21 protein-coding genes are annotated in these 17,513 nt (G+C 55.8%); 8 read left to right on the forward strand and 13 right to left on the reverse strand.

From position 1 onward, the window contains the following. The first annotated feature begins 95 nt into the window (after nt 1–95). Both glyA and CLM58_RS15090 read left to right on the forward strand, forming a co-directional pair. Nucleotides 96–1,391 carry a serine hydroxymethyltransferase gene (glyA, locus tag CLM58_RS15085; RefSeq protein WP_095596697.1) on the forward strand — a complete coding sequence of 432 codons (1,296 nt, stop codon included), beginning with the start codon at nt 96–98 and terminating at the stop codon, nt 1,389–1,391. A gap of 72 nt (nt 1,392–1,463) precedes the next feature. Beyond that, nucleotides 1,464–2,366, forward strand: a complete 903-nt coding sequence (locus tag CLM58_RS15090; RefSeq protein ID WP_308422182.1) for a DUF817 domain-containing protein — start codon at nt 1,464–1,466, stop codon at nt 2,364–2,366. Here CLM58_RS15090 and CLM58_RS15095 read toward each other — a convergent pair. Then, on the reverse strand, nt 2,301–2,669 hold the full coding sequence (locus CLM58_RS15095; protein WP_095596698.1) for a hypothetical protein: 369 nt from the start codon (nt 2,667–2,669) through the stop codon (nt 2,301–2,303). The two genes, CLM58_RS15090 and CLM58_RS15095, sit on opposite strands and share 66 nt — an antisense overlap. Before the next feature lie 81 nt (nt 2,670–2,750). Between CLM58_RS15095 and CLM58_RS15100 the strand changes: the two genes are divergently transcribed. Continuing rightward, on the forward strand, nt 2,751–3,509 hold the full coding sequence (locus CLM58_RS15100) for an alpha/beta fold hydrolase (RefSeq protein WP_095596699.1): 759 nt from the start codon (nt 2,751–2,753) through the stop codon (nt 3,507–3,509). A gap of 15 nt (nt 3,510–3,524) precedes the next feature. Here the strand turns inward: CLM58_RS15100 and CLM58_RS15105 are convergent, their stop codons facing one another. Together CLM58_RS15105 and CLM58_RS15110 are read right to left on the reverse strand one after the other, a co-directional pair. Further along, a complete protein-coding gene (locus CLM58_RS15105; RefSeq protein ID WP_095596700.1) occupies nt 3,525–4,643 on the reverse strand; it encodes a hypothetical protein in 1,119 nt (372 codons plus the stop codon). Nucleotides 4,644–5,036: 393 nt separating this feature from the next. Continuing rightward, entirely contained in the window at nt 5,037–5,390 is a 354-nt protein-coding gene (locus tag CLM58_RS15110; RefSeq protein WP_143226588.1) for a hypothetical protein, read from the reverse strand. A gap of 330 nt (nt 5,391–5,720) precedes the next feature. Here CLM58_RS15110 and CLM58_RS15115 point away from each other — a divergent pair, with 330 nt between their 5' ends. Beyond that, on the forward strand, nt 5,721–6,590 hold the full coding sequence (locus tag CLM58_RS15115; protein WP_095596702.1) for an SDH family Clp fold serine proteinase: 870 nt from the start codon (nt 5,721–5,723) through the stop codon (nt 6,588–6,590). Nucleotides 6,591–6,604: 14 nt separating this feature from the next. Next, entirely contained in the window at nt 6,605–6,817 is a 213-nt protein-coding gene (locus CLM58_RS15120) for a hypothetical protein (RefSeq protein ID WP_095596703.1), read from the forward strand. A 42-nt stretch (nt 6,818–6,859) separates the two neighbouring features. Here CLM58_RS15120 and lepA read toward each other — a convergent pair whose 3' ends face one another. From lepA to CLM58_RS15150, 6 genes are all read right to left on the reverse strand, one after another. Continuing rightward, nucleotides 6,860–8,659 carry a translation elongation factor 4 gene (lepA, locus tag CLM58_RS15125; RefSeq protein WP_095596704.1) on the reverse strand — a complete coding sequence of 600 codons (1,800 nt, stop codon included), beginning with the start codon at nt 8,657–8,659 and terminating at the stop codon, nt 6,860–6,862. A gap of 378 nt (nt 8,660–9,037) precedes the next feature. Beyond that, the gene (locus CLM58_RS15130; RefSeq protein WP_095596705.1) at nt 9,038–9,418 is read right to left on the reverse strand and encodes a hypothetical protein; all 381 of its coding nucleotides are present in this window, start codon (nt 9,416–9,418) and stop codon (nt 9,038–9,040) included. A 180-nt stretch (nt 9,419–9,598) separates the two neighbouring features. Next, complete coding sequence (locus CLM58_RS15135; protein ID WP_095596706.1) at nt 9,599–9,823, reverse strand: dihydrofolate reductase family protein; 225 nt, start codon at nt 9,821–9,823, stop codon at nt 9,599–9,601. A gap of 107 nt (nt 9,824–9,930) precedes the next feature. Next, nucleotides 9,931–10,800 carry a DUF5672 family protein gene (locus CLM58_RS15140; protein WP_095596707.1) on the reverse strand — a complete coding sequence of 290 codons (870 nt, stop codon included), beginning with the start codon at nt 10,798–10,800 and terminating at the stop codon, nt 9,931–9,933. Between the two features lie 405 nt (nt 10,801–11,205). Further along, on the reverse strand, nt 11,206–11,682 hold the full coding sequence (locus CLM58_RS15145; protein WP_095596708.1) for a dihydrofolate reductase: 477 nt from the start codon (nt 11,680–11,682) through the stop codon (nt 11,206–11,208). 3 nt (nt 11,683–11,685) lie between these two features. Next, the gene (locus tag CLM58_RS15150) at nt 11,686–12,504 is read right to left on the reverse strand and encodes a thymidylate synthase (RefSeq protein ID WP_095596709.1); all 819 of its coding nucleotides are present in this window, start codon (nt 12,502–12,504) and stop codon (nt 11,686–11,688) included. Between the two features lie 157 nt (nt 12,505–12,661). Between CLM58_RS15150 and CLM58_RS15155 the strand changes: the two genes are divergently transcribed. Beyond that, nucleotides 12,662–13,090, forward strand: a complete 429-nt coding sequence (locus CLM58_RS15155) for a VOC family protein (protein ID WP_095597142.1) — start codon at nt 12,662–12,664, stop codon at nt 13,088–13,090. 1 nt (nt 13,091) lies between these two features. Here the strand turns inward: CLM58_RS15155 and CLM58_RS15160 are convergent, their stop codons facing one another. The 3 genes from CLM58_RS15160 to CLM58_RS15170 all read right to left on the reverse strand — a co-directional run bounded on the left by CLM58_RS15160 (nt 13,092) and on the right by CLM58_RS15170 (nt 14,939). Further along, the gene (locus CLM58_RS15160) at nt 13,092–13,589 is read right to left on the reverse strand and encodes a MarR family winged helix-turn-helix transcriptional regulator (protein ID WP_095596710.1); all 498 of its coding nucleotides are present in this window, start codon (nt 13,587–13,589) and stop codon (nt 13,092–13,094) included. A gap of 93 nt (nt 13,590–13,682) precedes the next feature. Next, nucleotides 13,683–14,159, reverse strand: coding sequence for a Hint domain-containing protein (locus CLM58_RS17205; RefSeq protein WP_158221927.1), 477 nt, complete (start codon nt 14,157–14,159; stop codon nt 13,683–13,685). Nucleotides 14,160–14,675: 516 nt separating this feature from the next. Further along, nucleotides 14,676–14,939: a succinate dehydrogenase assembly factor 2 gene (locus CLM58_RS15170; RefSeq protein ID WP_095596712.1), complete on the reverse strand. Its 264-nt coding sequence runs from the start codon at nt 14,937–14,939 to the stop codon at nt 14,676–14,678. Nucleotides 14,940–15,071: 132 nt separating this feature from the next. On the opposite strand from CLM58_RS15170, the gene CLM58_RS15175 reads away from it, so the two are divergent. Beyond that, complete coding sequence (locus CLM58_RS15175) at nt 15,072–16,274, forward strand: pyridoxal phosphate-dependent aminotransferase (RefSeq protein WP_095597143.1); 1,203 nt, start codon at nt 15,072–15,074, stop codon at nt 16,272–16,274. Between the two features lie 116 nt (nt 16,275–16,390). Continuing rightward, entirely contained in the window at nt 16,391–16,810 is a 420-nt protein-coding gene (locus tag CLM58_RS15180; protein WP_095596713.1) for a GlcG/HbpS family heme-binding protein, read from the forward strand. 228 nt (nt 16,811–17,038) lie between these two features. On the opposite strand, the gene CLM58_RS15185 is transcribed toward CLM58_RS15180, so the two are convergent. Then, the gene (locus CLM58_RS15185; protein WP_095596714.1) at nt 17,039–17,431 is read right to left on the reverse strand and encodes a RidA family protein; all 393 of its coding nucleotides are present in this window, start codon (nt 17,429–17,431) and stop codon (nt 17,039–17,041) included. Between the last annotated feature and the right edge of the window lie 82 nt (nt 17,432–17,513).

Consider the following 17,513-nt stretch of genomic DNA (forward strand, 5'->3'; position numbering starts at 1 on the left):
GTCGCAAAGATATGCGATTTCTGGCTGTTTCTTTCTGCCAAGTTTTTGTAAACAGCCGCCATCCGGCCCCGGCGCCATATTTCAGGAGTTGCCAAATGACTGCAGACACCCGCGATAGCGGCTTTTTCACCGAAAGCCTTGCCACCCGTGATCCCGAAGTGGCGAAAGCCATCGGTCTGGAACTGGGTCGCCAGCGTGACGAGATCGAATTGATCGCATCCGAGAACATCGTTTCTGCCGCTGTGATGGAAGCGCAAGGTTCGGTTCTGACCAACAAATACGCTGAAGGTTACCCGGGTCGTCGCTATTACGGTGGTTGCCAGTATGTCGACATCGCCGAGAACCTTGCACGTGACCGTGCCAAGCAGTTGTTCGGGTGCGAGTTCGCAAACGTGCAGCCGAACTCTGGCTCGCAGGCAAACCAAGGTGTGTTTCAGGCCCTGCTAAAGCCGGGTGATACCATTCTGGGCATGTCGCTGGACGCGGGCGGTCACCTGACCCACGGCGCCAAGCCCAACCAGTCGGGCAAGTGGTTCAACGCCGTCCAATACGGTGTACGCAAACAGGACAGCCTGATCGACTATGACCAAGTTCAGGAACTGGCCACCGAGCATCAGCCGAAGATGATTATCGCGGGTGGTTCGGCCATCCCTCGTCAGGTGGACTTTGCCAAAATGCGCGAGATCGCCGACAGCGTTGGCGCCTATCTGATGGTCGACATGGCCCACTTCGCCGGTCTGGTTGCCGCAGGCGAGCACCCCTCGCCCTTCCCCTATGCGGACGTTGCAACCACCACCACGCACAAGACCCTGCGCGGTCCCCGTGGTGGCATGATCCTGACCAACGACGCCGAGATCGCGAAGAAGGTCAACTCGGCCATCTTCCCGGGCATCCAAGGTGGCCCGCTGATGCATGTGATCGCTGGTAAAGCGGTTGCCTTCGGCGAAGCCCTGCGCCCCGAGTTCAAAGAGTACCAGAAGCAGGTGCGCGCAAACGCTGTTGCACTGGCGGATCAGCTGATGAAGGGCGGTCTGGACATTGTCACCGGCGGCACCGACACCCACGTCATGCTGGTTGACCTGCGCCCCAAAGGCGTAAAGGGCAACGCGACCGAGAACGCCCTTGGCCGCGCCCACATCACCTGTAACAAGAACGGCATCCCGTTCGACCCGGAAAAGCCGATGGTTACCTCTGGCATCCGTCTGGGCACGCCGGCCGGCACCACCCGCGGTTTTGGCGAGGCAGAGTTCCGCCAGATCGCTGACTGGATCGTTGAAGTGGTCGATGGGCTGGCTGCAAACGGCGAAGACGGCAACGGTGAGGTCGAGGCGAAGGTCAAAGCGGAAGTTCAGGCGATGTGCGCCAAGTTCCCGATGTACCCGAACCTGTAAAAGAAATGACTTGAGGGGGCAGCGCTGCCCCCTCATTCTCCCCCAAGATTTAGCCAGTTTTCGGGGATAGATTTGTTTGGCCTTCCTGACATCGACACACGCGACCTAGAACGGCGGCTTGGTGACAAGGCCCGAGGGCACCTGCCGCATTGGGCGGTCGAGTTCGTAATGTTCGTCCTGAAACAAGGCTGGGCCTGCCTGTTCGCGGGCTTGATGCTGTGCGCGCTTTTGCTTAGCGCTGCGATCTGGCAGCCCGAGTGGCAGATCGCCCGGTACGACGCCCTTGTCGTGTTCGCCGTGGCCATTCAAATCCTGTTCATTGCCACCGGATTGGAAAGCCTGCGCGAGGCCCGCGTGATCCTGCTGTTTCACCTGACCGGCACCGCGATGGAGATCTTCAAGGTTCAGGCAGGAAGTTGGTCCTATCCTGAAGTTGGCCTGCTAAAGCTTTGGGGCGTACCGCTTTTTTCTGGCTTCATGTATGCCTCTGTCGGGTCCTACATGGCCCGGGTCATTCGGATCTTCCGAATGCATTTTGCCCCGTTTCCACCGTACCCGTGGGTGCTGGCACTGGCTGTTGCGATCTATGTGAACTTCTTTGCGCACCACTTTTTGCCGGACATTCGCATCGCGCTTTTCGCAGCGACGCTTGTGCTATTTGCCCGAACGCGGATTTGGTTTGAGATCGGTACGCTGTTCTATTGGATGCCCTTGCCACTGGCCGCCATATTGACCGCTTTCTTCCTGTGGGTCGCCGAGAACATCGGGACGCTGACCAAAACATGGGTCTATGCCGGTCAAGGGGCCGAGATGGTCAGTTTCGCAAAAATGGGCTCTTGGTATTTGCTGCTCTACGTCAGCTTCGCGACCGTGTTACTGGTCTATCAGGATGTGTTGTCACGCCAACCGCTAGAAAAATCCGCGCCAGACCAAAAGCCCCAAAAGCGCCGCGAAGAGAACCAGCAAACGCGGTGAAAGCTCGGTGAAGAAGTTGATATAAAAGCCGCGACGCACTTCGGACGGATCCTGCTTGGCCAGAAACGCCATGATCCGTTCCGCGGTCGCTTTGACCTCTTCCATATCGACTTTGTCTGCCTCAGTAGCGCTACGCGCGCGGGTCTGAGCATCTGCAATCGCTTCGATATCCAATCGTACTTTTGATGGAAGCCGGCGCCCCGCCCGGCGCAGCTTTCCATGCAGTTTGTGGCCGGAGATACCCATCTTGCGGGTCAACTCCCAGGCGATGTTTTTAGCAATGGAATCGACTTCTTCCTGCATGGCAGACGTCTTCCTAATTTGCTGGCTGGTTTCTTATTGAAGCAGGTGGTCATGGGGCTTGGCAAGGGGTATTGAAAAGTCATGCTTCGCTCGATTGTTCACGGTACCGACACCGACCGCCCACCCTTGTTGATCGTTCATGGCCTTTATGGGTCTGCTCGGAACTGGGGGGTGATTGCAAAACGGCTGTCGGATGAGCGGAAAGTGATCGCCGTCGACATGCGCAATCATGGGGAAAGCCCGTGGCAGAAAACCCACAAATATCATGAGCTTGCCGCTGATCTGGCCGAGGTCATCGCAGCCAATGGTGGTCGGGTTGATGTGCTGGGGCATTCGATGGGCGGTAAGGCCGCGATGCAGCTGGCGTTGACCCATCAGGACATGGTGAACAAGCTGGTCGTGGCCGACATTGCGCCGGTGGCTTACACCCATTCACAGATCAAATACATCGAGGCCATGAAGGCGCTGGACCTGGGTCAGGTCGAAAAACGCTCGGACGCGGATGCCCAGTTGAAAGCCTATGTACCAGAGGATGGCATCCGTGCCTTCCTGCTGCAATCCCTTGATGTAAAACAGAAAAAATGGCGCCTGAACCTGGACGTTCTGGCGCAGGAGATGTCCACCATCACGGGATGGCCCGGCACCCAAGGCGTGTTCGAAGGGCCCACCTTCTTCCTGTCTGGCGCGACCTCTGACTATGTCAAACGCGAGGATCGCGCCACGATCAAAGCGCTGTTCCCCAACAGCGTTTTCTCAAAAATCCCCGGCGCGGGTCACTGGCTGCATGCGGAGAAACCCCGCGAATTCGAGGCGGCGTTGCGAGTCTTTCTGAACGTTTAATTGATACTGGTGTTATCAATCAAGACGCGTCAATCTCGCTTGATGTGCTTCTTTATGGTTCGCCAATTCACTCACGCTGATAATCCCGCAAAGTGCATGTTGGACACTGTCGATCCTGACTTCCGGAGCAGCTCTGATATTCTTGAATTTCCGATGCTTAGGCGAGGTCCATGGCAACCCCCCCTTTAGTTCCCCTTCTTTTATTTGCGCTCCCATCAAGTACTCTGAACCGCTTTCTACGAAAGCGCGCACAGTATGGATGTTGGTATAGTTCCGTTTCCTGAGCCAGGGCCAAATCGCTGCCAATCCTTCAATCCATGTGGCGGTGCCACAAATAGATCCTTTGACGGTCAATGCACCAGAGCCGTCCGCAGCAGTAATCGCGCTCGTAAGAATTGTCTCTACTATCTTCACCGCGTGCCAGTACAGAAGGTCCCGGACGTCGTCACCAAGGTCTTGAAAAGTCAAGAAAAGCTCGTTGGTGGCAATCAAGGCCCAATGATCCGGCGGGTACTCTCCACTTCTGGCGCGATCATTTGCAAGATACGAGAGCACATTGGTAGCAAGTGCAAGAGAGTCGGTACATCCAAGCCTTTGATAAAGCATCACGAAAGCCAAGGCGGCCTCCCCGGGATAGTACAACGAAACAAAAGAAGATGGCACGTTTGTCGTGACGTCAATCTTGGAAATCGTATTGCCCGTATCGTGAATCATGCTTCTCATGTATTTTCCGAGCTTGATCACCTGATCCTCTTCAAAGGCGTTCAGACGACGCACTTGAGCGAGCAAGGAAACAATAGCAAGCGCCTGGCCACCCAATTTGACTATCTTATCTCCCTCGTGTCCGGGTCGTGAAGACGCTATTCCTAGAAGTTTTTGGTCACCAACTTGTGTGGGAATTGTGTATTTCGCCCAAAGATAGCTAAGGGCGGAGTCACATGCAGGCTGATAATCATTATCCCAATAAGGCTCTGCCCGGGCGATTGAATAGATAGCCCCGGCATGACGCAACACGTTGTAATCGCGGCGAACCGGCTTTCCAAACATGTGTGTTCTGTATATGAATTGGCCGTCTGGTTTGACGTGCGCAGCAAGGTATCTGGTTGCATTCTGAATAAAAATCTTACTGTTCATTTCGCCCCAAATGCCCCCCAAAGCTCAATTGTAACTACCTCCAAGATTTGATTAAGTTTGTGCTTTGGGCAACCCCAAAGGAATTGGAGCGCCTTTCCTCGTTCTATCTCTGGAATCCGTACGCTGTTCCCGATTTTCCCCACATCAGGTAAATACCAAAACTTATCGGAAGGCTCGGCAAGAACCTTTACGCGGCGGCGATCAGGATGGGCGCCAGCGCGCTGTAGCCCATGACAAGGGCCACGATGACGGCCACGCCCGACAGGGTGGCGCCGATGAACAGGTGCAGGATCAGGGTCAGCATGGGAACCTATCGTAACAGTGTCCCGATGGGTCTAGCCCCTGCCCCGCGTGTCGTCGTTGAGGTGGGTCAAACCCACCCCAACACTTTGATCAGACGAAGATCGCGTAAAGCTCTGCCAGACCGATCAGGGTGACCAGCACGGCCGAGATGTTTTTCAGCATCGGAATGTTCCGTGCGCTGGCTGTCTTGCCATAGTTGGTGGCGGCGGTCGCCTCGTCCATGTCGTCACGCAGCGCGGTCATGTCGTCCAGCGCCGAACCACCCGCCAGCACGCCATAGGCCGTGGCCCCGATCGCCAACATGGTCAATGGCGCGGAATAGCCCCCGCCGCCAAGCTCGATCATGACGGCAACGCCTACGAAGACGAACATGGTCGTGAACATGATGGCGGCGTAATTGTTCAGCCGACCAATCAGCATTTGAGTACGCAATTCAGGTGTCATTGTTGTCCCTCCCTACACAAAAACGCGTTCAACGGCGGAACATTAGCATAAAACGCACAATAACGTGTCGGGAAACCGATAGATTGCGAAGGAAGCCGTTTGGGCCGTGGGGAGAAATTCCCCGGCGGGACGGTTGGGTGGGTCGTTACAAATGGCGGCGGCGGGCCCGAGGGAGGGCGTGAAGCGACCGGCCTGGGGGGCGGGTCGGGCGCTACTAGGGTCGCAACCTTTCCACGAATCTGCATAAATATCCTGCTCCTTGGGTTGCTGTTTCAGCGGACATCTGCGAAGATTCTACAACATCAAGTAGTAAGTACTCGAGCAGGCCATATGACACCCGACCATTTTGACAGATCAATTTTCGACATAATCGACAACCGCTGTGCGGCCTTGGAAGACGCGCTTGAAAGCGACGTAATGTTCTACCATGGGAGCATATACCCGCAGTACTTCCGCTCGTTCCGTGATTTTGTAGAGGATGTGAAAGGAAGCAGTAGTCGGGACGAAAATCGAATTTCGGTTGTCTTGCGAACCGGTGGCGGATCGGCGGAGACAACTGAAAGGATGGTTGGGGTTCTGCGAAAGCACTATGAAGAAGTGAATTTTGTTGTACCTGATATAGCGATGTCAGCCGGCACCATTTTATGTATGTCCGGCGATAAAATCTATATGGACTACGCCTCGACTTTGGGGCCTATTGACCCACAAGTTCCGACACCTGACACGGGCGATTATGTTCCGGCGCTTGGCTACCTAGACAAAGTGCGAGAAATCACGAAAAAGGGTCAACTCGCGCCAGCCGACGTGGTCATGTTGAAGAGCTTGGATTTGGCAAAACTTGCGCTATTTGAACAAGCAAGAGACCTGTCTGTAGACCTATTGAAAAAGTGGTTGGTCGAATACAAGTTTAAGAATTGGACAACCCATTCAACGAACAACCCGGGTTCTCCCGTTACAGCACATCAAAAAGCTGAACGAGCTGAGCAAGTTGCACGAGATCTGGCTGACCATAAACGATGGCGTTCTCATGGACGAAGTCTCGACATTAAGAAACTTGAAGAACTAAGAATCAAGATTGACGACTACTCAGATACAGAGAATCTTCGAGACGCAATTCGGAGCTATAACGATCCATTAACTGGGTTTGTTGATCGTATGCGCATTGACTTTTTTATGCATAATCGGCACATACCCCACTAACGGAGGGCATCAATATGGGCATTATCAAGGACGTTCAGGGCTGTTTAGCACAAGTACCCGAACCGGATTTCTATGATCTTGAAGCTGCTCTAGCCGAGGCAGAGCGCATGGCTGATGAGTTCGCCGATGTTCGACCACAAACATATATTGTGCCGATCGAACGTTTTGCGGGACTTCCTATCTACAAAGAGGCATCGACTGAGCAAAACAAATCTGCCAGCCTTTGAGTTTTAACCAATAGAAAATTAAAGATTAAGAAAATGGACGACTTAGTCGTCCATTTTTAGCGCGCTGATGAACGCCGACTGCGGAATCTCCACCTTCCCGAACTGGCGCATCTTCTTCTTACCGGCCTTCTGCTTCTCCAGCAGTTTCTTCTTCCGCGTCGCGTCGCCGCCGTAGCACTTGGCGGTCACGTCCTTGCGCATGGCCGAGAGGGTCTCGCGCGCGATGACCTTACCGCCGATGGCCGCTTGGATCGGGATCTTGAACATGTGGCGGGGGATCAGCTCTTTCAGCTTTTCGCACATGGCGCGGCCGCGTTGTTCGGCGCGGTCGCGGTGGACCATCATCGACAGGGCGTCGACGGGTTCCTCGTTCACGAGCACCTGCATTTTGACAAGGTTGTCCTGGCGGTACTCGGTGAATTGGTAATCAAAGGACGCATAGCCCTTGGTGACCGATTTCAGGCGGTCGTAGAAGTCGAAGACGACCTCGTTCAACGGCAGGTCATAGACGACCATGGCGCGGGTGCCGGCATAGGTCAGGTCCAGCTGGATGCCGCGGCGGTCCTGGCACAGTTTCAGCACGTCGCCCAGATATTCGTCGGGCACCATGATGGTGGCCTTGATGCGCGGCTCTTCCACGTGGTCGACATAGGTCAGGTCGGGCATGTCGGCGGGGTTGTGCAGGTCTTGCTGCGTGCCGTCCTTCATGTGGACGTGGTAGACGACCGAGGGCGCGGTGGTGATCAGGTCCAGATCGTATTCGCGTTCCAGACGGTCGCGGATGACCTCTAGGTGCAGAAGACCGAGGAAGCCGCAGCGGAAGCCAAAGCCAAGCGCGGCAGAGGTTTCCATCTCAGAGCTGAAGCTGGCGTCGTTCAGTTGCAGTTTTTCGATCGCGTCGCGCAGGCTTTCAAAGTCGTTTGCGTCGACCGGGAAGAGGCCACAGAAGACCACGGGAACCGAGGGTTTGAAGCCCGGCAGCGGCTTGTCGCAGGGTTTCTTGTCGTGGGTGATCGTGTCGCCCACCTTTGTGTCGCGGACCTGTTTGATGGACGCGGTGAAGACACCGATCTCGCCCGGGCCCAGCTCGGGGATGTCGATCATCTGCGGTTTCAGGACGGCGAGCTTATCAAGGCGATAGGACGCGCCGGTCTGCATCATCTTGATCTGGTCGCCCTTCTTGATCACGCCGTCGATGACTCGGATCATGACGACAACGCCCAGATAGGGGTCATACCAGCTGTCGACCAGCATGGCTTTCAGCGGCGCGTCGCGGTCGCCTTCGGGGGCGGGCAGACGGGTGACGATGGCTTCCAGCACGTCGGGGATACCAAGGCCGGTCTTGGCCGAGATTTCCACCGCGTCGGTGGCGTCGATACCGATGACGTCTTCGATGTTTTCGCGCACGCGGTCGGGTTCGGCCGCGGGCAGGTCGATCTTGTTGAGGACCGGGACGATTTCGTGGTCGGCCTCGATCGCTTGATAGACGTTGGCAAGGGTCTGCGCCTCAACCCCTTGGGAGGCGTCAACGACCAGCAGCGACCCTTCGACCGCCTGCATCGAGCGGCTGACCTCATAGGCAAAGTCCACGTGGCCGGGGGTGTCGATCAGGTTCAGGATATAGGTCTGCCCGTCCTTCGCCGGGTATTCGATCCGGACCGAGTTCGCCTTGATGGTGATCCCGCGTTCGCGTTCGATATCCATCGCGTCCAGAAGCTGTTGCTTCATGTCGCGTTCAGCCACCGTGCCCGTCATCTGGATCAGACGGTCAGCCAGCGTGGATTTACCGTGGTCGATATGCGCCACGATCGAGAAATTGCGGATGTTTTTCAACTCGGTCATGGCGCCGATATGCGTTGATTTTAAGGGGCGGTCAATGGGGCTCGTGCCACAGGCCCAAGTCTACACCTGCACGTTAGCCAGAGGGCCTTCACTGAACTATCTCTTTTTCATGAAACGATGTCACGCTGAATAAAGAGAACTGGGGAAGATCTCTCTCGAATACAGCCTCAATACGATTTTGCTTCGCCGTTGCAACGATCCCACCAAGTAAGGGAGGAACCGGGTCAGTGTTGGGAATTCGGACGTAGCGAAGCAGGGTGGAGTTAGAAACAGGCAACTGGAGCGATCGTATCAACTCAAAGTCTGTATGAGCAGAAGGGCCAATGAAATTGCATCCGGTAGAAGTTGTATATGCCCCGCTAGAAAAGCTAACCGAAATCAACGTTTCGGTGGTCGAATACAACCTGCCGTGCCGTTGGAAGATGGAGAGGAAAAATTAGCATCTCGGTTCTCAAGTTCATGCTTCAAATCGATTTTCAGGCGTTTTTCTTGGTATTTGCTCGTTCCTAAAACCTGCGTAAGCCAAAAAATCGTCGCAAGACCTTCTGGTTCCCGTTTCTCAATTGAAGAAGCCAAGTCAACACCCATGTCAAAGTGAATACGATTCAATCCTAGTGCTGAAAGCTGATTGTGCAGCTCTTCTTCACTATCGTGCTTCGCAGTGCAAACATTGAACAATGACATTGCGTCGATCGAGTTTGAATAAACTGTTGTTGCAATGAAATTGCTAACGACAACGGCGGCGATAACCAATCTCATCGTTTTCTCCTAGCTTCAAACGGATTCCCGGGTCATCCTGAGATGGTGCAAATCTGCTTAGACCTCAGTGACGGGTATTGCATGCAGCGCCTACACCCTGCAGTAGCAACTTAGCGGTAGATACGTCGAAAATTCCATAAAATACTGAACCCGAAACCCCATCTTCCCAAAGATCGACGCTTAAATCCTTAGGTACTCGTGCAAGACACACCTGGGGTCGGCTGCGCGCAGGTCTGATGTGCCGATGTGGCGCCAGTCTGCCGGGTCGAAATCAGGGAAGAACGTGTCGGCGTCGGGGACGTCCAGATCGACCTCGGTGATCAACTGGCGGTAGTTCAGCACGGGTTTGCCTTGGTCAATAGGCGCCACGATCGAGAAATTGCTGATGTCTTTCAACTCGGTCATCGCGCCGATATGCGTTGATTTTAAAGGGTGGTCAATTGGAAGAAGTATGCCAACCCAGCAAATCTACGCCTTGGTCATGTGCCCAGGGTGAAAAACAGAGAAGCTGCTTAATATCCACTATTGAGGACCATCGCCTCGGGGCAATACTTGAAAAACTCTAATCGCGTTTTGGGCCGCATATGGCCCACGCTATGGGCTGCAAAGCTTGGATAGTCGAACCAGGACTGCGAACAAAACTTTCCGCGGCTCTCCTTGGATGCGACCTTTCCTTGAAGAAGCTCTATGTGAAAGCCAAAGAAGTCGTCCTCTCCTGCACGCCAAAGGTTTGTATGAAATCTTTCTACCGCAGCCTTCGATAGAGCGACGTCGCGAAGGGAGAACCCTCCGCACCCGCCAGCAATCTTCATTCCGTGCGGGCGCTTTTCTTTCCAATCCGAGCCGATGTAGTCGAAGTCAATGAAGTCATTCAGCGAAAATTTGCTTTGTGGACAAATACAACTGTCCGTCTGGAAACAGACAGCTTTCCTTCCCGGGATCAACTCGTTCCAAAACTCTTCGGACATAAGAAGGGCGTTGTAATTTGTGGCTGGGAGGTAATCCCGATCAAGCATGGAAACAAATAAGTCCCCACGTTCGATCGCGTTTCTGAAGAATGAGCGCCTCAAAATCTTCCTTGTAGAGGGCCCAAGGATAAGATGAACCGGCCCCTCTCCATAGGTCAGGTAATTCTGGATAACATAGCGAAGCACAGGCGTTTCGCGCGTTTCGACGATGAAACCGAATACGTCGTGGAAAGTGTTCGTGTGATGAAGACGTTTAAATTTGAAACCACCTTCAGGAAAGGTGGGGGCATCGACGTAAGAAGAATACTTTTCGTAGAGTTCGTTTACATCTTCCGCTTCAATTTGGCTGGCTTCTTTTCCTCGCAGCGACAAATCTGTCAGAAGTTTTGCGGCACTTGTAGGGGACTGCGGCATGAGTATCGGCTCCGAAACCTAAAGTGAATCCCGCATCACTCGCCACGGGAGGATGTTTCAAGCCGAACTTGAGTTACTTTTGGTATGCGTTGATTTTTAAGGGCGGTCAATGGGCGGGCCTTGGGCACCGACCAAGTGAACGAGGTTATGGGTAGCTTGAATACGGCAAAACGATAGCTGGAATAGGAGCGGGTTGGTTTCGCATTACAGAATGTCAAATTTGGGCCTAAGATTTCAGTCAAACTAGGCCCCTATTCAATCATTTCCGAATTAAGCTGCAGAACTGGTTGAGCCTCTTTCTTATCGTTCAGGACCACAGACTCTGTGCAGGCTTAAGCGCCAAAAGAAGGTTTTCAGAGAGATTCAAGTGTCCCGCCTTCTGATTTCAGATTTGGCATCCCCAACCTACTTCCGCAAATACTCGTGCAAGACGCACTTCGGGTCGGCGGCGCGAAGGTCTGATGTGCCGACGTGACGCCAGTCTGCCGGGTCGAAATCAGGGAAGAAGGTGTCGGCGTCTGGGACGTCCAGATCGACCTCTGTGATCAGCAGGCGGTCGGCGATGGGCAGGAGGTCGGCATAGATGCGGGCGCCGCCGATGCCATAGACGCGGCGGTTGCCGGCAAGATAGGCGGCATCGATTGCGTCTGACAGGCTGGGAAAGGTGTTCTCGGTCAGGTCAGGGTTCGAGGACACGACCAGATTAAGACGGTTTTTCAAGGGCTTGAACGGCAGGCTGTCCCACGTGTTGCGGCCCATGATGATGGCGCCGCCGGTGGTCTCGCGCTGGAAAAAGGCCAGATCCTCGGGCGCGTGCCACGGGATATCGTTGCCCCGGCCGATGGCGCCGTTTCGCGCGCGCCCTACGATTAGCGTGATCATGGGTTACACCGCCACAGGGGCGCGGATCGCCGCGTCGGGGTTGTAGTTCAGGATCTCGAAATCTTCGTACTTAAAGTCGAACAGGTCTTTGACGTCTCGGGCGATTTTCAGCTGCGGCAACTCTTTGGGGGTGCGGGCCAGTTGGGTCTGCACCTGCTCCATGTGGTTGGAGTAGATATGAGCGTCGCCGATCGTATGCACGAAATCGCCAGGCTGATAGCCGGTGACATGGGCCAGCATGACCAAGAGCAGTGAGTAGCTAGCGATGTTAAACGGCACGCCAAGGAACATGTCGGCAGAGCGTTGATAAAGCTGCAGGTGCATCTTGTCGCCGATGATCCGGACCTGCCACATGGTATGGCACGGTGGCAGCGCCATGTCGGGCACGTCGGCAGGGTTCCATGCCGAAACGATCAGCCGGCGACTGTCCGGGCTTTTGCGGATATTTTCAACCAGATCAGCGACTTGGTCAATTTCCCTTGCGCGGAAACCGCCGTCGATCTTGTCGCCCAGCGCCGGGAAATGGCGCCATTGGTGACCATAGACCGGACCCAGATCGCCGTTTTCGTCGGCCCATTCGTCCCAGATCGAGACGCCGTTGTCTTTCAGGTATTTGATGTTCGTGTCGCCGGACAGGAACCACAAAAGCTCGTGGATTATAGAGCGGATGTGCAGCTTCTTCGTGGTCACCAGTGGGAACCCGTCAGCCAGCGAATAGCGTTGCTGCATGCCGAAGTAAGACGTCGTTCCGGTGCCGGTTCGGTCGGTCGAGACCTCTCCATGGTCAAGGATCGTCTGAAGTGCCTGATGATATTGCTGCACGCAGCCCTCCGCCCGTTTTTTTGTTCTTGGCCTCTTAGTTTCGCGCCTGTCGTCTGCCAAGGCAACCCAATCTTCACCGGCGTTCAGAATTTAGTGGAATTGGGTCGGGCAAGGGGGCATGGTCGGTGGGATTGTCACGTTGATTGAGGGGTGCAGGGTGAAAGTTCGCTATGAACATCTGATGGTCCGGGTTTTGGATCTGGACACGTCGAAAGCATTTTATGAATTGCTGGGATACCAAGAGCTGCGCAGGCGCGACAGCGAGGCGGGCCGCTACACCAATGTCTTTATGACACTGCCAGGCCAGAACGAAGTTGCGCTGGAGATGACCTATAATTGGGACGGGGATGATGCGCTACCTGCGGACAGCCGGCATTTCGGTCATATCGCCCTGCGGGTCGAAGACATTTACGGGATGTGCCAGCATCTTATGGACAATGGCGTCGTGATCGCCCGCCCGCCGCGCGATGGCTACATGGCTTTCGTGCGCAGTCCGGACAATATCTCTGTCGAGTTGCTGCAAGAGGGTGACCCCCTGCCCCCGGCAGAGCCATGGGCCAGCATGCCGAACACCGGGCACTGGTAAATCAGTAGATATATCGGATCTGGTCGGCCCAGTAGCGTTCCATGCGGCGCAGGGCCGAGGTGATTTCCTCTAGCCCGCCGTCCCCGACAATGGCCTTGTCTTGCAGGGTCTGGGCGTGGCGGGCAAAGAGATCGGCGATGGTGCGGTGAATTTCGCGCCCTTTCGGGGTCAGGCTGACGCGCACCGAGCGGCGATCAACCTCACACCTTTGATGGTGCATATAGCCCTTTTCGACCAGCTTCTTCAGGTTATAGGACACGTTCGAGCCCTGATAGTATCCGCGAGACTTCAACTCTCCGGCGGTGACTTCGTGGTCGCCGACGTTGAACAGCAAAAGCGCCTGCACTGCGTTGATCTCTAGAATGCCCACCCGTTCAAATTCGTCCTTGATGACGTCCAGCAGCAACCGGTGCAATCGTTCGACCAAAGCCAACGTTTCCAGATAGCCGGTGAAAAACCCCTGCTCCTGCCGTTGAGGCATACCGCTTTGAATGCTCATCCCTTTGCTCCGTCCTGATCGATTTCGACAGGAATAGCGGTCGAGTGCCAAAGATTCGGTTAAATTCTTCAGAAAGATGAGAACGCCCTGAAATCACAGGGATGAGCCGCCACCCAGATCCTGTGCCTTGGGGTCCAGATAGATCCACAGACCTTCGCAATCCACCATCTCTGGCTTGCCCAGATGAAAGACCGTGTAGGTATAGATTTGCTCGGGTCGTCGCATCGCGCCGGGACGCTGAAGCATGTCCGACACGCGCGTCAGGTTCGGATCGCCAAAGCCGGGCTCGGGGCAGACATCCTGACCGGGTGAAAGAACCACGGACTTCGCGGGCTTGCCAGGACCGAAGACACTGGGCTGCAACTCTATCGGCATGGCTTCGGGGTGATGCACCATGAAATCTTCGTTCAGCAGGATACGGTCCAACCAGACGATAGGCAGGAAATCTCCGGACTGGGTGCGCACCAGATCGCGCACGCGCAGGGCCTGCGCGGGGATCTGACCGAAGTTGGTCGTCACACGCGTCATCGGGCCGAAGCCCGGAACCGTCCAGTTCTTTTCCTGTTTCATCGTGTCGTCCGGAGAGTCAAAATCACTCTCGCCGATAACTTTTTGTAAAATATCTTCTTCAACGCAAACGTTGCGAGCGTCAGGCGTCCGCACTCTATCTTGTACGGGTGTGCCGGAACGCTCGGGTCGCGCTCCGGCACTGTTAACCTGAAACTCGTTACCCATCACATACCTTAATAGATCATTTTCGTCGTTCTGTCTTCGGTTGGACCTAAGATCACATGGGTAAAGCGCAAGAATATGACCTTCGGTCGGGGAATATGACGAGTTTGTGACTGTTAGGAAGTAAGGGAATCCCACCGCCATAGCCGGAATTCACTCGTTGTTACCAATTTCGAGGCAATCGGCCGGGACCCAGCCCCGAATCCCGCCACGACAGCTGGAACTGTTTCCAGATCGCGCAACAATTCGCCGCAAGATTAGGATCGCGGTTTCGACATATTTGAGAAGATTAACCATGGAAACAGTTTGTTTCCGCACCGCATCGCAATCCTAACCAAAAGGATACAGGTGGAATCAGCCGTTTTTTGAGGTCACATTGATGATCTCTGCCATCAAATCCGCATATTTCGCGGGGCCCGGACGATTGCCGGAAATCCAAGCGTACAAATCCTGATCCTCTTCGCCCATCAGCTCTTCCAAATGGTCGATCTGGGCGTCGGTCATGCCTTCGATCCGGGCATCGACGAAATTCCCCAGCAGCAGGTCCATCTCTTTCATCCCACGATGCCACGCGCGCATACGCAGGCGTTTGATACGGATCTCGCGGGTCTCGGACATGGGCGGGCCTTTCTGGCTGGGTGCTGGCGGTCTGGATAGCAGGCTTTGCGTCGGGGTCAATCTTTGACCCGCTTGAATGCCCGCGGCGCATTGCCTAATGCTTGGCCGAACGCGAATGAAACGGGGGCCAAAATGGCATTTCTTTCCGACACGCTGGCGCGCGTGAAGCCGTCGCCGACCATTGCCATGTCGAACAAAGCGGCCGAGCTAAAGGCCGAAGGGCGCGATATCATCGCGCTGTCGGCCGGAGAGCCCGATTTCGACACGCCCCAGAACATCAAGGACGCCGCCGTCGCTGCGATTGCCGCGGGCAAGACGAAATACACCGCCGTCGATGGCATCCCCGAGTTGAAAGCCGCCGTCTGCGCCAAATTCAAACGCGACAACGGGCTGGACTATACCCCCGCGCAGGTCAGCGTTGGCACCGGCGGCAAGCAGATCCTGTACAACGCCTTGATGGCGACGCTGAACCCGGGGGACGAGGTGATCATCCCGGCCCCCTATTGGGTCAGCTACCCCGATATGGTTCTGCTGGCAGGCGGCACACCGGTTCCCGTCGAATGCGGGATCGAGAACAGCTTCAAGATGACGGCCAAACAGCTAGAGGCCGCGATCACGCCCAAGACCAAGTGGCTGATCTTCAACTCGCCCTCAAACCCCACCGGGGCGGGCTATAGCCATGAAGAGCTGAAAGAGCTGACCGATGTTCTGGTCCGCCACCCGCATGTCTGGGTGATGACCGACGATATGTACGAGCTGCTGGCCTATGACGACTTCACCTTCTGCACCCCGGCAGAGGTGGAACCTGCGCTTTACGACCGCACGCTGACCATCAACGGTGTGTCCAAGGCCTATGCCATGACCGGCTGGCGGATCGGCTATGCGGCCGGTCCCGCCCCGTTGATCGCTGGCATGCGCAAGGTCCAGTCGCAATCGACCTCGAACCCCTGCTCTATCAGCCAGTGGGCTGCGGTCGAGGCGCTGAACGGCCCGCAGGATTACATCCCGGAAAACAACGTCATGTTCACCCGCCGCCGCAACCTTGTGGCTGGCATGCTGAACGAGATCGACGGGATCGAGTGCCCGACGCCCGAGGGCGCCTTTTACGTCTACCCCTCGATCGCAGGGCTGATCGGCAAGACCTCTGCCGGGGGCACAGTGATCGACAATGACGAAGCCTTCGCCACCGCCTTGCTGGAAGAAAAAGGCGTCGCCGTCGTCTTTGGCGCAGCCTTCGGCCTGTCCCCCAACTTCCGGGTCAGCTATGCCACCTCGGACGAGGAACTGGTCGACGCCTGCACCCGCATTCAAGAATTCTGCGCGGGGCTGGCTTAAAGCCCCAACTTGAATGACATTGCGGTGGATCGATTGGCCGATAGGTCGTTGGAACACTAAATAGCTTGGGACGGATCGGCTAAGACGATGCGATCGAAAACGGGAAAGGGTTGAAGATGATTGATCTGGATACAGCAAAGGTGATGGTTACCGAGGCTCGCAAAAAGGGTCGGGACCTGGGATTGCAGCCTTTGGCTGTCGTGGTGATTGATGACGGCGGGCATATCAAGGCGTTCGAGCGCGAAGATGGTGCCTCGCCCGGGCGTTTCGACATTGCCTTGGGCAAAGCCTATGGCGCGGTGATGCTGGGCATGCCGGGCAGCGCACAGATGGCGCGGGCCGAAGCGCAGGCCTATTTCATGACCGCGGCGAACGGCGTGTTCGGCGGCAAACTGGTGCCGGTTCCGGGCGGCGTTCTGGTCAAGCGGGACGGTGTGATTATTGGGGCTGTCGGCGTCTCGGGCGATGTGTCGGACAAAGACGCGGAAGCCGCTGTTGCCGGGATCACGGCCGCAGGGTTAGACCCCGTTGCCTAATGCGACCGACGCCTATAGGCTCCCGGACATTCGGGATTGCAAAGAGGGACGGCACTAGTGGCCGTCCTTCGCATTTTGGGGCGGCGTGCCTGTCGCCAAGCCTTCATTGCAGCTTAGAGACTACGCTGAGATACCACCATCGAATGGGCAATCCTTGGCGCACCAGTTGATCTCTGAAGGGGTTTGCAGAGGGGGCTGATCCAAGACTCATCTGTTCGGGGCACGCCCCTAGGGCGCGTCCGTTTTGGCGGCCCGCACAGCGATTTCAACTTTCCAGTCCGGGCTTGCAAGCTCTGCCACCATGATGGTCGAGGCCGTCAGGTGCCCGGCCAGCATCCGGTCGCGGACCTCTCGGTAGGTCGATAGATCCGCGCGAGAGGTGAGGATCGCGAAGACCTCGACGATATCGGTCTTATCCATGCCGGCGTCGTTCAGAATGGCAAAGGCGTTCTGCCACGCAAGTTCGTGCTGTTTCGACGGATCCTCGGGCGTGATGCCGTCCAGCCCGACACCGACCTGCCCCGAAACATAGACAGTTCGGGCACCGGCGGGCACTTCGACCGCCTGCGCATAGTCAGAGAAGGACGGCGGTGCTTTGTCTGTCTGAATGGTTTTGTTCATGGCCCTGCCCCCCTGATCTGGCTTAATCGTGGGATAGATGATGCAGGATGTCCATCGGCAGGTTGCCGGTCACCGGCAACCT

Origin of the sequence: Actibacterium pelagium (assembly GCF_002285415.1) — a bacterium.
Lineage (GTDB): Bacteria > Pseudomonadota > Alphaproteobacteria > Rhodobacterales > Rhodobacteraceae > Actibacterium_B > Actibacterium_B pelagium.